Origin of the sequence: Methylococcus sp. ANG (assembly GCF_040730495.1) — a bacterium.
Taxonomy (GTDB): Bacteria; Pseudomonadota; Gammaproteobacteria; order Methylococcales; family Methylococcaceae; genus Methylococcus.
The window spans coordinates 3,013,848-3,028,692 of record NZ_CP160399.1; the positions used below are offsets into that span (position 1 = coordinate 3,013,848).

19 protein-coding genes are annotated in these 14,845 nt (G+C 62.4%); 13 read left to right on the forward strand and 6 right to left on the reverse strand.

All coding sequences use genetic code 11. From position 1 onward, the window contains the following. Positions 1 to 3: 3 nt before the first annotated feature. The 4 genes from ABZN20_RS14630 to ABZN20_RS14645 all read right to left on the reverse strand — a co-directional run bounded on the left by ABZN20_RS14630 (position 4) and on the right by ABZN20_RS14645 (position 1,819). Positions 4 to 255 carry a hypothetical protein gene (locus ABZN20_RS14630; protein ID WP_367025725.1) on the reverse strand — a complete coding sequence of 84 codons (252 nt, stop codon included), beginning with the start codon at positions 253 to 255 and terminating at the stop codon, positions 4 to 6. Positions 256 to 298: 43 nt separating this feature from the next. Further along, positions 299 to 634: a Rieske 2Fe-2S domain-containing protein gene (locus tag ABZN20_RS14635; RefSeq protein WP_218808070.1), complete on the reverse strand. Its 336-nt coding sequence runs from the start codon at positions 632 to 634 to the stop codon at positions 299 to 301. A 56-nt stretch (positions 635 to 690) separates the two neighbouring features. After that, positions 691 to 1,278 (reverse strand): hypothetical protein, encoded by a 588-nt coding sequence (locus ABZN20_RS14640; protein WP_367025726.1) that lies wholly within the window; start codon positions 1,276 to 1,278, stop codon positions 691 to 693. Positions 1,279 to 1,393: 115 nt separating this feature from the next. After that, positions 1,394 to 1,819, reverse strand: coding sequence for a response regulator (locus ABZN20_RS14645; RefSeq protein ID WP_218808068.1), 426 nt, complete (start codon positions 1,817 to 1,819; stop codon positions 1,394 to 1,396). 514 nt (positions 1,820 to 2,333) lie between these two features. Here ABZN20_RS14645 and nifH point away from each other — a divergent pair. The 4 genes from nifH (at position 2,334) to ABZN20_RS14665 (ending at position 7,061) form a co-directional block, all read left to right on the forward strand. After that, positions 2,334 to 3,215, forward strand: coding sequence for a nitrogenase iron protein (gene nifH, locus ABZN20_RS14650; RefSeq protein WP_218808067.1), 882 nt, complete (start codon positions 2,334 to 2,336; stop codon positions 3,213 to 3,215). A gap of 94 nt (positions 3,216 to 3,309) precedes the next feature. Then, the gene (gene nifD, locus ABZN20_RS14655) at positions 3,310 to 4,770 is read left to right on the forward strand and encodes a nitrogenase molybdenum-iron protein alpha chain (RefSeq protein ID WP_218808066.1); all 1,461 of its coding nucleotides are present in this window, start codon (positions 3,310 to 3,312) and stop codon (positions 4,768 to 4,770) included. A gap of 111 nt (positions 4,771 to 4,881) precedes the next feature. Further along, on the forward strand, positions 4,882 to 6,441 hold the full coding sequence (gene nifK, locus ABZN20_RS14660; protein WP_367025727.1) for a nitrogenase molybdenum-iron protein subunit beta: 1,560 nt from the start codon (positions 4,882 to 4,884) through the stop codon (positions 6,439 to 6,441). Positions 6,442 to 6,692: 251 nt separating this feature from the next. Next, positions 6,693 to 7,061, forward strand: coding sequence for a 2Fe-2S iron-sulfur cluster-binding protein (locus ABZN20_RS14665; protein WP_218808064.1), 369 nt, complete (start codon positions 6,693 to 6,695; stop codon positions 7,059 to 7,061). A gap of 74 nt (positions 7,062 to 7,135) precedes the next feature. Here ABZN20_RS14665 and ABZN20_RS14670 read toward each other — a convergent pair whose 3' ends face one another. Both ABZN20_RS14670 and ABZN20_RS14675 read right to left on the reverse strand, forming a co-directional pair. After that, positions 7,136 to 7,678, reverse strand: a complete 543-nt coding sequence (locus ABZN20_RS14670; protein ID WP_367025729.1) for a GNAT family N-acetyltransferase — start codon at positions 7,676 to 7,678, stop codon at positions 7,136 to 7,138. After that, positions 7,679 to 7,933, reverse strand: a complete 255-nt coding sequence (locus ABZN20_RS14675; protein ID WP_218808062.1) for a DUF1778 domain-containing protein — start codon at positions 7,931 to 7,933, stop codon at positions 7,679 to 7,681. A 221-nt stretch (positions 7,934 to 8,154) separates the two neighbouring features. On the opposite strand from ABZN20_RS14675, the gene nifE reads away from it, so the two are divergent. The 9 genes from nifE to apaG are packed head-to-tail and all read left to right on the forward strand — an operon-like array spanning position 8,155 to position 14,802. Next, positions 8,155 to 9,837, forward strand: coding sequence for a nitrogenase iron-molybdenum cofactor biosynthesis protein NifE (gene nifE, locus ABZN20_RS14680; protein ID WP_367025730.1), 1,683 nt, complete (start codon positions 8,155 to 8,157; stop codon positions 9,835 to 9,837). Between the two features lie 7 nt (positions 9,838 to 9,844). Then, complete coding sequence (gene nifN / locus ABZN20_RS14685; protein ID WP_367025731.1) at positions 9,845 to 11,218, forward strand: nitrogenase iron-molybdenum cofactor biosynthesis protein NifN; 1,374 nt, start codon at positions 9,845 to 9,847, stop codon at positions 11,216 to 11,218. A 43-nt stretch (positions 11,219 to 11,261) separates the two neighbouring features. After that, a complete protein-coding gene (nifX, locus tag ABZN20_RS14690; RefSeq protein ID WP_218808059.1) occupies positions 11,262 to 11,687 on the forward strand; it encodes a nitrogen fixation protein NifX in 426 nt (141 codons plus the stop codon). Continuing rightward, positions 11,680 to 12,159: a NifX-associated nitrogen fixation protein gene (locus tag ABZN20_RS14695; RefSeq protein ID WP_218808058.1), complete on the forward strand. Its 480-nt coding sequence runs from the start codon at positions 11,680 to 11,682 to the stop codon at positions 12,157 to 12,159. Before nifX ends, ABZN20_RS14695 begins: the two co-directional genes overlap by 8 nt. 13 nt (positions 12,160 to 12,172) lie before the next feature. Further along, the gene (locus ABZN20_RS14700) at positions 12,173 to 12,364 is read left to right on the forward strand and encodes a CCE_0567 family metalloprotein (protein ID WP_169602473.1); all 192 of its coding nucleotides are present in this window, start codon (positions 12,173 to 12,175) and stop codon (positions 12,362 to 12,364) included. A 10-nt stretch (positions 12,365 to 12,374) separates the two neighbouring features. Then, entirely contained in the window at positions 12,375 to 12,683 is a 309-nt protein-coding gene (gene fdxB / locus ABZN20_RS14705; protein WP_218808057.1) for a ferredoxin III, nif-specific, read from the forward strand. Positions 12,684 to 12,732: 49 nt separating this feature from the next. Beyond that, a complete protein-coding gene (locus tag ABZN20_RS14710) occupies positions 12,733 to 13,338 on the forward strand; it encodes a nitrogen fixation protein NifQ (RefSeq protein WP_367025732.1) in 606 nt (201 codons plus the stop codon). Then, positions 13,317 to 14,387, forward strand: coding sequence for a YgfZ/GcvT domain-containing protein (locus ABZN20_RS14715; protein WP_367025733.1), 1,071 nt, complete (start codon positions 13,317 to 13,319; stop codon positions 14,385 to 14,387). The genes ABZN20_RS14710 and ABZN20_RS14715 overlap by 22 nt, the downstream gene beginning before the upstream one ends. A gap of 34 nt (positions 14,388 to 14,421) precedes the next feature. After that, positions 14,422 to 14,802: a Co2+/Mg2+ efflux protein ApaG gene (apaG, locus tag ABZN20_RS14720; RefSeq protein WP_367025734.1), complete on the forward strand. Its 381-nt coding sequence runs from the start codon at positions 14,422 to 14,424 to the stop codon at positions 14,800 to 14,802. Positions 14,803 to 14,845: the final 43 nt, after the last annotated feature.

A 14,845-nucleotide genomic window follows, 5' to 3' on the forward strand; every position in this document is an offset into this window, starting at 1 on the left:
GTTTCAGCTCGCCCAGGCCTGGTGCGGACGGTAATCGCCGGCGGCGACGGCCTCGGCCTGGCCGATCGCGCCGCATTTTAGGCAGTGTTCCAGCACGTTGAAAGCCTGGTCCGAACAGAGATCGTCGCGCGACTGCTTGCAGCCGGTGGCGCCGCAAGCCTTGCAGGTGTACAGCGTGCCGTTGCAGGGTTCGCCGCTGCTCTTGCGCGTGCCCGTACACAATTTCAGGGCCGATTTGATCACTTGGTAGGTCATGGTTTGCTCCTTGGGGTGGGTGTAATCGATGCGCGAAAGTCGGCTAGCTTTCGTCTCTCAAATAATTGGCGGAAACCCCGTCGGTATCGATCAGGACTTCGCCGTTTTCGATCTTCAGCGGATATTCGGCCAGGGTGCAGTGCTTGCCCTTGATGCAGGCGCCGTTGCTGTCGAACTCCCAATCGTGGTGCGCGCAGGTCAGGGTTTTGCCGTCGAAACGGGCATCCGCCAGCGGTTCGCGGGCATGGGGGCACATTCCCTGGAAGGCGCGAGGCCGGGCGCCGGTCGGCCATACCACCAGCATCAGGGTGCGGTTGACCGCCACCACCTCGTACTTGCCCTCCTTCAGTTCGCTTTCGTCACAGGCTTTGGTGAACATGGCTGATTCTTACCGGGCAGGGGAACGCCGCCCCCGGCGGCGTTCCATTTGAAGGTTCAGACCGGACGGTTTTCCGGAATCCGGATCGGGCCCATGATCTTCAGGCCCTCTTCGAAGCTGATCACGTCGAACTTTTCGTCGAAGCTGGCCGCGGCATCCGCGACGGCAACCAGCTTGCCGGCGGTGTCGAGCTTTCTCAGGTCGTTCTTTTCGATGCGGAACAGCTCCAGTAGTTCGTTGTAGACGGTCGCCTCGTCCAACGGCAGCACCCAGAACGTGGCGCCGCGGTGGGTGATCTGGTAGCGCTTGGAAATGTCCAGGTTGCCGGCGAAGAAGAAATACTTGCCGGTGGGAGACAGCTTGTCGCCCAGGACGTCCATCAGCAGATCCATATGTTCCAGCGACAGCGCCACTCCGGCCAGGAAGGGAAGGGTGGATTCGCCGGCTTTCGCCACGGTCATCACCTGATCGAACTTGATTTCAGGCGGGCGAGCCTCGTCGCTCAACTGCTGGGCGAACTTCAGGGCGATCATCCCGCGGAAGCCGAAGACACCCGGCTGGGCGGTGGCGCCTTTGAAGACCGGGCTCAACAGCCGGTTTTCGTTTTCCAGGGACGCGAGGGCAGTTTCGCTAATGGTGGTCATGACGCTCCTTAATGGTGGTTTACGATGAAATCGACGGTTTTGCGTTGAAACAGGGCGCGTAACGGGCCGAACTGCCCAGAACCGTGCGGAAAGTTCGGGTTCCGAGCAATCGCGCTCAGGTGACGACGACCGGGATGGCAAGCTTGACCTTGCGGCCCAGTTGCATGTCCACCTTCTGGCGAGCCTTTTCGATGGTGAGGGGTTTCGCAAGCAGGGAGTTCGCACCCTGCTTGAGGCATTCCTGCGCCAAGGGATCGGTGGCGGCATCGGCCACCACGATGATCTTGATGTCCTCCAGCCGCGCGCGGATTTCTTCCAGTACGCCGATGCCGCGGCTCCTGACCACGCCCAGTCCCAGCAGCAATACCGCAGGCTTCCAGTCCACCGCCTTGGCATAGGCGGCTTCGAGGCTGCTCAGCTCATGGGTCTCGATTTCGTCGTGCAGCATGAACTGCAAGGCGGCGCTGGTGATCTCGTCGTCGTCGACGACGAAGACCCGCCTGTCGTCCACCGCTCTTTCAGTATCGACGCCTATTTGCATGGGCTTCTCCTATTTAGGTTTCCGGTCCGGTTGAGTCGGCTGCGCCTCTCGAGGTCCCTAGGAACTCCACCGGAGCCGTCGACGCCCCGATGGAGTATGGAGACCTTCATCCAGAATCTAGCAATCGATGTGCCGTTCTTTTCCCGGTTTCCCGGTGGCCGGTTTTTTCAAAGGCTTGAGCTTTGCGGCGGGAGCTTGGAAAGGCGCTGACCACTTGTGCCGTTCCCTACAAACAGTGAGGTTTTGTAGCGTTGTGAACATGGCCACGAAGCCCTCGAGGCGCTCGTTTATGGGGCGCGTCTACAGGTATTTCAAGCTGTTAGGCGGACATGCAAAGGTGTGGCACACCGGTTGCATCGGAGATAAGCGTGCAGTGTTCACTGCCGTGAAAGTGGCGGCGGCAAGAATAAGAAAAAGAAAGCGCCATCCTCTGCGGCGGGTCGGAAGTTCCAACATCGGCGGAATGCTGCTGGCCATGAAGCATCGATCATCCTGATAAATTCGGAGAAACACCATGTCAAGTCTGAGACAAATCGCGTTCTACGGCAAAGGCGGTATCGGCAAGTCCACCACCTCCCAGAACACCCTGGCTGCTCTGGCCGAGATGGGCCAGAAGATCCTCATCGTCGGCTGCGACCCGAAGGCCGACTCCACCCGTCTGATCCTGCACGCAAAGGCCCAGGACACCATCCTGTCCCTGGCCGCCGATGCCGGCAGCGTCGAGGACCTGGAGCTGGAAGACGTCATGAAGGTCGGCTTCCGCGACATCCGTTGCGTGGAATCCGGCGGTCCGGAACCGGGCGTCGGCTGCGCCGGCCGGGGTGTGATCACCTCGATCAACTTCCTGGAAGAGGAAGGCGCTTATGACGGCATCGACTACGTCTCCTACGACGTGCTCGGCGACGTGGTCTGCGGCGGTTTCGCCATGCCCATCCGTGAGAACAAGGCACAGGAAATCTACATCGTCATGTCCGGCGAAATGATGGCCATGTACGCGGCCAACAACATCTCCAAGGGCATTCTGAAGTACGCCAACTCCGGCGGTGTGCGTCTGGGCGGGCTGGTCTGCAACGAGCGCAAGACCGACAAGGAGCTGGAGCTGGCCGAGTCGCTGGCCAAGAAGCTCGGCACCAAGCTGATCTACTTCGTGCCGCGCGACAACATCGTGCAGCACGCGGAGCTCCGCCGCATGACCGTGATCGAGTATGCCCCGGATTCCCAGCAGGCCCAGCACTACCGCAACCTGGCCGAGAAGGTCCATAACAACTCGGGCCAGGGCATCATCCCGACCCCGATCACCATGGACGAACTGGAAGACCTGTTGATGGAGCACGGCGTGATGGCTCAGGTCGACGAGTCGCAGGTCGGCAAGACCGCAGCCGAGCTGGCAGCGTAAGGAGACTGGCGGCACAAGCGGTGTGCGGGCTGGGTCCGCACACCGCGCCTTGGCCATCCGGTCGTTTTTCACCAACTCAATCAGGAGCTTAAAAATGAGCCTCACAGTTGAGCAAGTCAAACAGAGAAACAAGGACCTCATCAAAGAGGTGCTTGAGGTTTATCCCGACAAGACGGCCAAGCGCCGTGCCAAGCACCTTGGCACCTTCGAAGAAGGCAAGCCCGACTGCGGGGTCAAATCCAACATCAAGTCGATCCCCGGCGTCATGACCATCCGCGGCTGCGCCTACGCGGGTTCCAAGGGTGTGGTCTGGGGGCCCATCAAGGACATGATCCACATCAGCCACGGTCCCGTCGGCTGCGGCCAGTATTCCTGGGCGTCGCGCCGCAACTACTACATCGGCACCACCGGCATCGACACCTTCGTCACCATGCAGTTCACCTCCGACTTCCAGGAGAAGGACATCGTCTTCGGCGGCGACAAGAAGCTGGAGAAGATCATCGACGAAATCGAAGAGCTGTTCCCGCTGAACCACGGCATCACCGTCCAGTCCGAATGCCCGATCGGCCTCATCGGCGACGACATCGAAGCCGTGTCCAAGAAGAAATCGAAGGAATACGAAGGCAAGACCATCGTTCCCGTCCGTTGCGAAGGTTTCCGCGGCGTCTCGCAGTCGCTGGGCCATCACATCGCCAACGACGCGGTCCGCGACTGGGTGTTCGACAAGGCGGGCGACAAGCACCCCGAGTTCCAGACTACGCCCTATGACGTCGCCATCATCGGCGACTACAACATCGGCGGCGACGCCTGGTCTTCCCGCATCCTACTGGAAGAAATGGGGCTGCGCGTGATCGCCCAGTGGTCCGGCGACGGCTCGCTGGCCGAGCTGGAAAATACCCCGAAGGCCAAGCTGAACGTGCTGCACTGCTACCGTTCGATGAACTACATCTCGCGCCACCTGGAAGAGAAGTACGGTGTGCCTTGGGTGGAGTACAACTTCTTCGGTCCCACCAAGATCGCCGAATCGCTGCGGAAGATCGCCAGCTTCTTCGACGACAGCATCAAGGAAAAGGCCGAAGCCGTCATCGCCAAGTACCAGCCCCTCATGCAGGCGGTGATCGACAAGTACCGTCCGCGTCTGGAAGGCAAGAAGGTCATGCTGTACGTGGGCGGCCTGCGTCCCCGTCACGTGATCGGCGCCTATGAAGATCTGGGCATGGAAATCGTCGGCACCGGCTACGAGTTCGGCCACAACGACGACTATCAGCGCACCACGCACTACGTCAAGGACGGCACGCTGATCTACGACGACGTGACCGGCTACGAGTTCGAGAAGTTCGTCGAATCCGTGCAGCCTGACCTGGTCGGTTCCGGCATCAAGGAAAAGTACGTGTTCCAGAAGATGGGCGTACCGTTCCGGCAGATGCATTCCTGGGACTATTCCGGCCCTTACCACGGTTATGACGGCTTCGCCATTTTCGCCAGGGACATGGACATGGCCATCAATAACCCGGTCTGGGGTTTGACCAAGGCCCCGTGGAAGAGCGCTGCCTAAGCCGCAGCCGGAGAGAAGGTCAGTAGGGTGCGCCTGGCGCACCGTGTTCAAGGCTCCAAAGGTGCGCCCGCCGGGCGCACCCTACCAACCGACGTTTTTAGGAGTTAAGCCATGAGTCAGAATGCAGAGAAGGTTCTCGATCATTTCAACCTGTTCCGCGAGCCGGAATATACGAACCTGTTCGAGAACAAGAGAAAAGAGTTTGAATTCATGCCTCCCGACGCACAGGTCGAGGAGGTGCGGGAATGGGTCAAGACCGAGGAATACAAGGAAAAGAACTTCGCCCGTGAAGCGCTGGTCGTCAACCCCGCCAAGGCCTGCCAGCCGCTGGGCGCCGTCTTCGCGGCCGTCGGTTTCGAAGGCACCATTCCCTTCGTTCATGGCTCGCAGGGTTGTGTGGCTTACTACCGCTCGCACTTCAGCCGCCACTTCAAGGAGCCGACCTCCTGTGTGTCTTCGTCCATGACGGAAGACGCGGCGGTGTTCGGCGGCCTGAACAACATGATCGACGGTCTGGCCAACACCTACAACATGTACAAGCCGAAGATGATCGCGGTTTCCACCACCTGCATGGCGGAAGTGATCGGCGACGACTTGAACGCCTTCATCAAGACCTCGAAGGAGAAGGGCAGCATTCCGGCCGAGTTCGATGTTCCGTTCGCCCATACCCCGGCCTTCGTCGGCAGCCACATCACCGGCTACGACAACGTCATGAAGGGCATCCTGCAGCACTTCTGGGACGGCAAGGCCGGCACCGTCGAGCCGCTGGTGCGCCAGCCCAACGAGTCGATCAACTTCCTCGGCGGCTTCGACGGCTACACCGTGGGCAACCTGCGCGAGATCAAGCGCATCTTCGGCTTGTTCGGCATCGATTACACCATCATCGGCGACAACAGCGATGTGTGGGATACCCCGACCGACGGCGAGTTCCGCATGTACGACGGCGGCACGACCCTGGAGCAGGCGGCCAACGCCCTGCACGCCAAGGCCACCATCTCGATGCAGGAATTCTGCACGGAGAAAACCCTGCCGTTCATCGCCGAGCATGGCCAGGAAGTCGTCGCTCTGAATCACCCGATCGGCGTGAAGGGCACCGACAAGTTCCTGATGGAAATCTCGCGCCTGACCGGCAAGCCGATCCCGGCCGAGCTGGAGAAGGAGCGCGGCCGCCTGGTCGACGCCATCGCCGACTCCACCGCCCACATCCACGGTCAGAAGTTCGCCATCTACGGCGATCCCGACCTGTGCTACGGCCTGGCGGAGTTCCTGCTGGAGCTGGGTGCGGAACCGACCCACGTCCTCGCCACCAATGGCGGCAAGGCTTGGGAAAAGAAGATGCAGGCGCTGTTCGATTCCTCGCCGTTCGGCAAGAACTGCAAGGTCTACCCGGGCCGCGACCTGTGGCACATGCGCTCGCTCCTGTTCACCGACCCGGTCGACTTCCTGATCGGCAACACCTACGGCAAATACCTGGAACGCGACACCGGCACGCCGCTGATCCGCATCGGCTTCCCGATCTTCGATCGTCACCACAAGCACCGCTACCCGGTGTGGGGCTATCAGGGCGGACTGAATGTACTGGTCTGGATCCTCGATCGCATGTTCGACGCGATCGACGCCAACACCAACATTCCCGCCAAAACCGACTACAGCTTCGACATCATTCGCTGATTCGCGGCACGTAGGTCTTTTCCTCCTGTCCGCGCTGGTGCCCCCTTCATCAGCGCGGCAGGCCGGAAAAGGTCGGTTCGCAAGCCATCGCCCTGTCCTGGCCGGTGCCCGGCAGGACAGCGCAATGGCCGCGCAGCAGTATGCAAATACGTCACGAAAAGTGTGGTTATTTCCGATACACTGCTCGGCGAGCGCCGGATTCACCCAGGCGGCTCGGTTTCCTTTCAAACTGGTCGATCAAGGACAACAACATGGCTAACGTGACTTTTTCCTCCCCGCTCTTGCCGAAGGACGTCACCGTCTACGCGGTGGCCGGCGACACCCACACCCTCCTGAAGGTGGCTCAGAAAAACAAGATTCCGCTGCCCTTCGAGTGCGAGGACGGCAACTGCGGTTCCTGCGTGATGGAAGTGGTGTCGCTGTCGGACAAGCCCTTCATGGCGCAGGATCTCACCGAGAAGGAACGTGCGACCCTGCTGGCGGCGGGAAAGCTCTCCAAGGCGGAGATCGAAGAAGCGGTCGTCAACGACAAGCCGCCGCGCTATCGCCTGGCCTGCCAGTACATCGTCCGCGACGAGGACATCCTGGTCAGATTCAGCGGCGAGCCCGGCGTCGTCTGAGGGGCGGAGCCGGATTCATCCGGTAACACCGCCGGCGGGTCAAGCCGCCGGCGTTCCGTGCCGGTGGGGGATTATCACTTCGCCGATTTTTCCTCACTGCCCGCGCCGGAGGCGAGGCCCCGCGGCGTTTTCGTTTTCGCCAGCGAAGACAAAGGCAGAAACAGGCACAAGGCTTCGTCCAGCGTCGGGACGAAACCCAGCCGCCGATAAAACCCCGCCGTCTCCTCGCCTTTGGCGTCCACCACTACGGCATACAAGCCGACTTGAGTCGAAAACTCCAATGCCAGATGCAAGGCAAAGGCCAGCAAGTCCTGGCCATACCCTTTGCCCTGTTCCCTTCGATCGACGGCGAGACGTCCGATCCGCAGGATGGGGGCGGGATGACGGGGTAGCTTCAGGCCGGCAGGCAGGGCCTGCGCGGCCACTTGTCCCACGCTTACCGTGACAAATCCGATGACATCGAAGCTGTTTTCGGCCAGCGCGACATAGGTCTTCCCGAACCCTCGACGTTGCAGTTGGCCCGCTTGCAGGCGGAGGAAATCGTTGAGCGCGGCATGGCCGCAGTCGAAACCGTCGCGGCGATGATGCCGATCGAGCAATTCGATGCGCAAGCCCATTCAGCGCCGTGCCATCAGGGCGCGCAGTGCCTCGTTCGGTTCCTCGGGATTTTCGCAAGCGGTGACGAAAGCCTCGAACGCCTGCTGGGAAAGCAGCAGCGTATCGTTGTCTGCCACGATCCGGCGCGCGGCCTCGTAGGCGTTCTGCAGCATGAAGCCGGACACGGTGGTGCCCATCATCGCGGCGGCGCGCTCGATCAGGGCTTTCGCCTCGAGGCTGGTGCGGAGGCTGATGCGGGCGGATTCGGTGGTCATGGGGTGCTCCTCTAATGAACCAGGGCTATTGTACGTCAATTTGACGTACCTGGCGTGCTTGAGTTCCTGCGTTGTGCGCTTCCTTACATTGACCGTGCAGTTTGTTCACAAGGTTACAGGATGATTCGCGTTCGAGGAGGGGAAAAAGTTATAGATCAATCTGATGCGCTTGTGGCACGTCCTCTGCATGAACGAGATATGCGTAGTCGTGGAGGTGGGGTATGAGCAGCTTATCGAGCAAGATTCAGGACGTTTTCAACGAGCCCGGTTGCGGCAAGAACCAGGGCAAGTCCGAGAAGGAGCGCAAGAAGGGCTGCACCAAGCAACTCCAGCCCGGCGGGGCGGCCGGCGGTTGCGCCTTCGACGGCGCCAAGATCGCGCTGCAGCCGATCACCGACGTGGCCCATCTGGTGCACGGCCCCATCGCCTGCGAGGGCAACTCCTGGGACAACCGCGGCTCCAAATCGTCCGGTTCCAATCTGTGGCGCACCGGATTCACCACCGACATCAACGAAACCGACGTGGTGTTCGGCGGCGAGAAGCGGCTGTACAAGTCGGTGAAGGAAATCATCGAAAAATACGATCCGCCCGCGGTCTTCGTCTACCAGACCTGCGTGCCGGCGATGATCGGCGACGACATCGACGCGGTCTGCAAGGCGGCTTCCAAGAAATTCGGCAAGCCGGTGATCCCGGTCAATTCGCCCGGCTTCGTCGGTCCCAAGAACCTCGGCAACAAGCTGGCCGGCGAGGCCATCCTCGACCACGTCATCGGCACCGAGGAGCCGGAATACACCACGCCCTACGACATCAACATCATCGGCGAATACAACCTGTCCGGCGAGCTGTGGCAGGTCAAGCCGCTGCTGGACGAGCTGGGCATCCGCATCCTGTGCTGCATCTCGGGCGACGCCAAATACCACGACGTGGCCTGTTCGCATCGCGCCAAGGCGGCGATGATGGTCTGCTCCAAGTCCATGATCAACATCGCCCGCAAGATGGAGGAGCGCTACGGCATTCCCTTCTTCGAGGGCTCGTTCTACGGCATCGAGGACACCAGCGACGCGCTGCGGGAGATCTCCCAGCTCCTGATCGAGCGCGGCGCGCCGGCCGAGCTGATGGAGCGCACCGAGGCCTTGATCGCCCGCGAAGAAGCGCGCGCCTGGGCCGGCATCGAACCCTACAAGCAGCGCCTGGCGGGCAAGAAGGTGCTGCTCATCACCGGCGGCGTGAAATCCTGGTCGGTGGTCGCCGCGCTGCAGGAGGCGGGGCTCGAACTGGTCGGCACCAGCGTCAAGAAATCGACCAAGGAAGACAAGGAGCGCATCAAGGAACTCATGGGCGAGGACGCGCACATGATCGACGACATGAGCCCGCGCGAGATGTACAAGATGCTGAAGGAGGCCAAGGCCGACATCATGCTGTCCGGCGGGCGCTCCCAATTCGTGGCGCTCAAGGCCAAGATGCCCTGGCTGGACATCAACCAGGAACGCCATCATGCCTACATGGGTTATGTGGGCATGGTCGAACTGGTCAAGGAAATCGACAAGGCCCTGTCCAATCCGGTCTGGGAGCAGGTGAGGAAGCGCGCGCCCTGGGAGGAAACCACCTGGGAGGAGCGGGCCGATGCGGCCATCGCCGCCGAGGCCGCCGCCCTGGCCGCCGATCCGGAGTTGGCCAAGGCGCAGCGCCGCTCGGCCCGCATCTGCAAGTGCAAGGCGGTGGATCGCGGCTCCATCGAGGACGCCATCCTCGAACACGGGCTGGACAGCGTCGAGGCGGTCACCGAGCGGACCCATGCCGGTAGCGGCTGCACCGGCTGCACGGGCACCATCGCCGGCATCCTCGACAGCATCGAAGAGTGGCGGCCGGGCTCGATAAACGAACCGGCGAAACAGGCGGCGTGAGGCGGCCATGGCCAAGGTCACCCATTCGCAGAAGTCCTGCACCGTCAATCCGCTGAAGATGAGCCAGCCGATCGGCAGCGCGCTGGCCTTCATGGGGCTGAAGAACTGCATGCCGCTGTTCCACGGCTCGCAGGGCTGCACCTCGTTCGGCCTGGTGCTGTTCGTGCGCCATTTCAAGGAAGCCATCCCGCTGCAGACCACCGCCATGAGCGAGGTCGCCACCGTGCTGGGCGGGCTGGAGAACGTGGAGCAGGCGATCATCACCATCGCCAACCGGCAGAAGCCTGCGATCATCGGCATCTCCTCCACCGGCGTGACCGAGACCAAGGGCGACGACGTCGACGGCTACCTCAAACTGATCCGGGAAAAGCACCCCGAGCTGGATCACATCAAACTGGTGTACGTCTCCACGCCGGATTTCAAGGACGCGTTCCAGGACGGCTGGGCCAAGACCGTGACCCGGATGGTCGAGCAACTGGTCGAGCCGGTGCCGGCCGATGCCGCGCGCGATCCGGCCAAGGTCAACCTGCTGCCGGGCGCCCACGTGACGCCGGGCGATCTGGACGAACTGCGCGACCTGATCGAAGCCTTTGGCCTGGAGCCGGTGATCCTGCCCGATCTTTCGGGTTCGCTGGACGGCCACGTGCCCGACGATTTCACCCCGACCACCATCGGCGGCATCTCGCTGGAAGAGATCGCCGGCATGGGGCACTCGCGCCACACCATCGCGGTGGGCGAGCAGATGCGGCCTGCCGCCGAGGCGATGGAGAAGAAGACCGGCGTCCCGTACACCCTGTTCGACCGGCTCACGGGGCTGGAGGCCAACGACGAATTCATCACCCTGCTGGCGGGTTTGAGCGGCCGGCCGGTGCCGAACAAGATCAAGCGCCAGCGCAGTCAACTGGTCGACGCCATGCTGGACGGGCATTTCCATTTCGGTGGCAAGCGCATCGCCATCGGCGCCGAACCGGACCTGTTGTGGACGCTGAGCGGCTGGTTCCGCGAAATGGGCGCCGAGGTCGCGGCCGCGGTGACCACCACCCAATCGCCGCTGCTGGAACGCATCGCGACCGACCAGGTGCTGCTCGGTGACCTGGAAGACCTGGAAAAGCGCGCCGCCGGCTGCGATCTCCTGGTCACGCATTCCCACGGCCGGCAGGCGGCGGAACGGCTGGCGATCCCCTTCTACCGCATCGGCATCCCGATGTTCGACCGGCTGGGCGCGGCGCACCAGACCATCGTCGGCTACCGGGGCACCCGTGATCTCATCTTCGAGATCGGCAACATGTTCATCGCCAGCGGCCACGAGCCCACCCCTGAAACCTGGTCTCTTCCGGAGGAAACGGGACATGTTGGCGAGAAGGCGCTTGCGGCTCATTAAGCCCCAAGATGTATCGGACGAATCGTTTAATCGCGGAGGAAGCATGAAAGTCGCATTCGCTACCCAGGATCTCAAGCGCGTCGACGCCCATTTCGGCTGGGCCAAGAACATCGCCATCTACGAACTCTCGACCGAGGGTGGCGAGTTCATCGAGGCGATCCAGTTCGAGGGCGATCTGCAGGAGGACGGCAACGAGGACAAGCTGGCGCCCAAGCTGGAGGCCATCAAGGACTGCGCCATTCTCTACGTGGCCGCCATCGGCGGTTCCGGAGCGGCGCGGGTCGTGGCCCAGGGCATCCATCCCATCAAGGTGCCCCAGCCGGAACCGATCGCCGAGCTGCTGGACAAGCTGCGCGACGTCCTGAGGGGTAACCCGCCGCCCTGGCTGCGCAAGGTGCTGGCGAAGGAAAACAAGGGTCAGGAACGTTCATTCGATTTTGAAGACGACGAAGAGGTGCAACATGGTTGAAGCAGCCAAAGTCATGGCGGAAACCCCCGCCTCGCCGATGGAGTCGGCGTTCATCAAGGAGCTGGTCAAGCAGTGGCGTGCCCAGGATTCCTACGGGACCTGGGAGGGCAAGAGCGACGAGCAACTGCTCGACCCGTACATCCTCGACAAGGCCAAGCGCGCCGAAATCCCCATCATCGGCGATCCCGATCCGGAGACCCTGTGGCGGCTGGAGCTGTTCTACAACGCCGTGGGCCTGTCGATCGAGCGCGCCACCAAGGTCATGGTCACGCCGATGATGAAGATGTCCCACGAGGGTTTCGGCCGCATGGTTCTGATCGCCGGCCGACTGATCGTGGTCAACAAGCAGTTGCGGGACGTGCACCGCTTCGGCTTCCCTTCCATGGAGAAGCTGGCCGAGGAAGGCGAGAAGCTGGTGAACGCCGGGGTGGAGATGATCACCCGCTATCCCGATGTGGCGAACTACAGCTGAGTCGAGGTGTCCGATGAGCGATGAAGCAGAAGAACTGAAGGCGAAGCTGAAAAAGCTCAACGCCCAGGCGACGGCGCTGAAGATGGACTTGCACGATCTGGCCGAGGACCTGCCCACCGGCTGGCCGAAGATCATGGAAGTCGCCGAAAAGACCTATGAGGCATACCGCCAGCTCGACGAGTTCCGCAAGAGCACGGCCAGTTAGGAGTCAAATCATGAGTGAATTTTCCGTTACCCTCCCCAGCGGGAAAGTCTGGGTGCCGAAGTTCGTCGGCGAGATCAACCAGGACAAGTGCATCGGCTGCGGGCGCTGCTACAAGGTCTGCGGACGCGAGGTGCTGGAGATGGTCGGCATCAACGAAGACGGCGAAGCGGTGGCCATCAGTGCCGACGAGGACGATGACGACGACGAGTACGACAAGAAGGTGATGTCGATCGCCAACGTCGACAACTGCATAGGCTGCGAGTCCTGCGCCAAGATCTGCCCCAAGCAGTGCTACACTCACGTGCCCCTGGCGGCTTGATCCAAGGTTTGCCGGGCGTGTTTTTCCTTTGTGCCGGGGAGGGCAGACCATGCTGGCCAGAAACGACGTTTTCAGCTATGACCCCTTGCTGGCTTACGCGCAGGATCCGCGGGAGCCGCTGATTCTCGCGTTCGCGTCGGCCATCGAACTGGCGCGCAGTTCCTCGCGGCTGGCGGGCCGCGAGGGCTTCGGACTCGACCATGCCGAATTCTGCGCGCTGCTCGACCGCTATTTTCCCGGCGCGCGTGGCGCCTACATCAAGCCGGCGCCCGCCGTCACGGACGCCGCGCGGCGTGCGCCGGCCGACGAGTTCGACTCCCTCTTGGGGCTCCTACTCGATTACTGCCGCAGCGATGCCGTGGAATCCCGCTGGCTCGCGCACGCCATCGCCGCCTGCTGCATGGGCGACGACCACCTTTGGCAGGACATGGGGCTGGCCGACCGGAAGGCGCTGTCAGAGCTTCTGGCGTGCCATTTCCCCGCGCTGTTCGCCCGCAATACCGGCGGCATGCGCTGGAAAAAATTCTTTTACAAGCAGCTCTGCGAACGCGAAGGCGCCTATGTCTGCCGTTCGCCGACCTGCGCGGAGTGCGACGAATACGCGAACTGTTTCGGACCGGAGGAGGATGACGCATGGCAGCCGGTGAAGCGTTGAAAGTACAGATGGCCGGGCGCGCCGCCACGAACGCTCCCGCCGAATGGTTGGAGTTTCTGGACCGTTCCGGTCCGGCCGCGGGCGACGGCGCGGAAGTCGCGCTGGGCGGGGACATCATCGCCGATCTGTCCCATTTCGGGCTGATCGAGGTCAAGGGCGAGGAGGCCGGCAAATTCCTGGGCAGCATGCTGACCGGCGACGTGCGCCTAGTGTCGGAGACCTTGGGCCAGTTCACCAGTTGGTGCGACGGCAAGGGCCGGATCCAGGCCACGTTCTGGCTGTTCCTGCGGGACGGCGCCTATTACCTGCTGCTGCCGGAGGAACTGCTGCCCGGCGTGATCGCGCGGCTGAAGATGTTCCTGTTGCGCACCAAGGCGACTATCACCGATGCCAGCGGCACGCTGGCCCGGATCGGCCTGTCCGGTGCCGGGATCGCGGAAACGCTGGGCTCGGCCTTGCCGGAGCAACGGGGCGGGATCGCGCTGGTCGGCGACTGTACCCTGATTGCCCTGGGCAGCGAGCCGCGGCCACGCTGGCTGGCGGTCGGAAGCTCCCAGGCCATGATCGCCCTTTGGGAAAAGCTCGCAGCGGCGGCCAGGCCGGCGGGAGCGGGGGCATGGGCATTGCTGGACATACTGGCCGGCATCCCGCACGTCGCCACCGATACCGCCGGCGAGTTCATCCCCCAGATGCTGGACCTCGAAGCGCTCGGCGGCCTGAGCTACAAGAAGGGCTGCTACCCCGGGCAGGAGGTGATTGCCCGCCTGCATTACCGGGGCCAGCTCAAACGCAAGGCCTTTCTGGCCTATGCGGACTGTCCCGAGGTTCCTGCTCCCGGCACCAGGCTGTGCCGCCCCGGTTTCGACGAAAGCGTCGGCCTCGTGGTGTCGGCGGCGAAGGACGGGCGTGAGCACGGCTTCGCCGTGCTGGCCGTGGTCGTGATCGAACAGAAGGCGCTGGGCGAGATCCGCCTTGGGAGTGCCGAGGGTCCTGCGCTGGTCTTCGCCGACCAGGACGATGAACTGCCGGCTTCCGACGCGGGCTGCTGAAACTTTTGCGAATCGTGAACACAAGGACAATGCCATGAGACGTAAGCCCTATGAACTCAAGGTCGACGTAAAGGCCATCTATCTGCGGGAGCACTCCCAGCCCGACGCCGACCAATACACCTTCGCCTACACCGTGACGATGGAGAATACCGGCACCGTTCCGGCCAAGCTCCTGGGCCGGCGCTGGATCATCACCGACGCGAACGGCAAGACGGTGGAAGTGGTCGGCGAAGGCGTGGTCGGGGAACATCCCTACCTCCGTCCCGGCGAGGCCTTCGAATACACCAGCGCGGCGACCATCGCCACCCCGGTCGGCAGCATGCACGGCAGCTACCAGCTGATCGCCGACGACGGTATGCCGTTCGAGGCGCCCATCGCAGCGTTCAGCCTCGCGATCCCGCGCCGGCTGCACTGAACCGCCATACAGGAGCGAGGACGAATTCGATGAACTTCATGAA

Excerpts from the sequence above, each read along its gene's own strand:
- ABZN20_RS14640 (WP_367025726.1), bottom strand. The coding sequence starts at position 1,278 with ATGACCACCATTAGCGAAACTGCCCTCGCGTCCCTGGAAAACGAAAAC.
- nifN (WP_367025731.1), top strand. The coding sequence starts at position 9,845 with ATGGCCAAGGTCACCCATTCGCAGAAGTCCTGCACCGTCAATCCGCTG.
- nifH (WP_218808067.1), top strand. The coding sequence starts at position 2,334 with ATGTCAAGTCTGAGACAAATCGCGTTCTACGGCAAAGGCGGTATCGGC.
- nifX (WP_218808059.1), top strand. The coding sequence starts at position 11,262 with ATGAAAGTCGCATTCGCTACCCAGGATCTCAAGCGCGTCGACGCCCAT.
- ABZN20_RS14630 (WP_367025725.1), bottom strand. The coding sequence starts at position 255 with ATGACCTACCAAGTGATCAAATCGGCCCTGAAATTGTGTACGGGCACG.
- ABZN20_RS14700 (WP_169602473.1), top strand. The coding sequence starts at position 12,173 with ATGAGCGATGAAGCAGAAGAACTGAAGGCGAAGCTGAAAAAGCTCAAC.
- ABZN20_RS14645 (WP_218808068.1), bottom strand. The coding sequence starts at position 1,819 with ATGCAAATAGGCGTCGATACTGAAAGAGCGGTGGACGACAGGCGGGTC.
- nifE (WP_367025730.1), top strand. The coding sequence starts at position 8,155 with ATGAGCAGCTTATCGAGCAAGATTCAGGACGTTTTCAACGAGCCCGGT.
- ABZN20_RS14695 (WP_218808058.1), top strand. The coding sequence starts at position 11,680 with ATGGTTGAAGCAGCCAAAGTCATGGCGGAAACCCCCGCCTCGCCGATG.
- nifK (WP_367025727.1), top strand. The coding sequence starts at position 4,882 with ATGAGTCAGAATGCAGAGAAGGTTCTCGATCATTTCAACCTGTTCCGC.
- apaG (WP_367025734.1), top strand. The coding sequence starts at position 14,422 with ATGAGACGTAAGCCCTATGAACTCAAGGTCGACGTAAAGGCCATCTAT.
- ABZN20_RS14675 (WP_218808062.1), bottom strand. The coding sequence starts at position 7,933 with ATGACCACCGAATCCGCCCGCATCAGCCTCCGCACCAGCCTCGAGGCG.
- nifD (WP_218808066.1), top strand. The coding sequence starts at position 3,310 with ATGAGCCTCACAGTTGAGCAAGTCAAACAGAGAAACAAGGACCTCATC.
- ABZN20_RS14715 (WP_367025733.1), top strand. The coding sequence starts at position 13,317 with ATGGCAGCCGGTGAAGCGTTGAAAGTACAGATGGCCGGGCGCGCCGCC.
- ABZN20_RS14670 (WP_367025729.1), bottom strand. The coding sequence starts at position 7,678 with ATGGGCTTGCGCATCGAATTGCTCGATCGGCATCATCGCCGCGACGGT.
- ABZN20_RS14710 (WP_367025732.1), top strand. The coding sequence starts at position 12,733 with ATGCTGGCCAGAAACGACGTTTTCAGCTATGACCCCTTGCTGGCTTAC.
- fdxB (WP_218808057.1), top strand. The coding sequence starts at position 12,375 with ATGAGTGAATTTTCCGTTACCCTCCCCAGCGGGAAAGTCTGGGTGCCG.
- ABZN20_RS14635 (WP_218808070.1), bottom strand. The coding sequence starts at position 634 with ATGTTCACCAAAGCCTGTGACGAAAGCGAACTGAAGGAGGGCAAGTAC.
- ABZN20_RS14665 (WP_218808064.1), top strand. The coding sequence starts at position 6,693 with ATGGCTAACGTGACTTTTTCCTCCCCGCTCTTGCCGAAGGACGTCACC.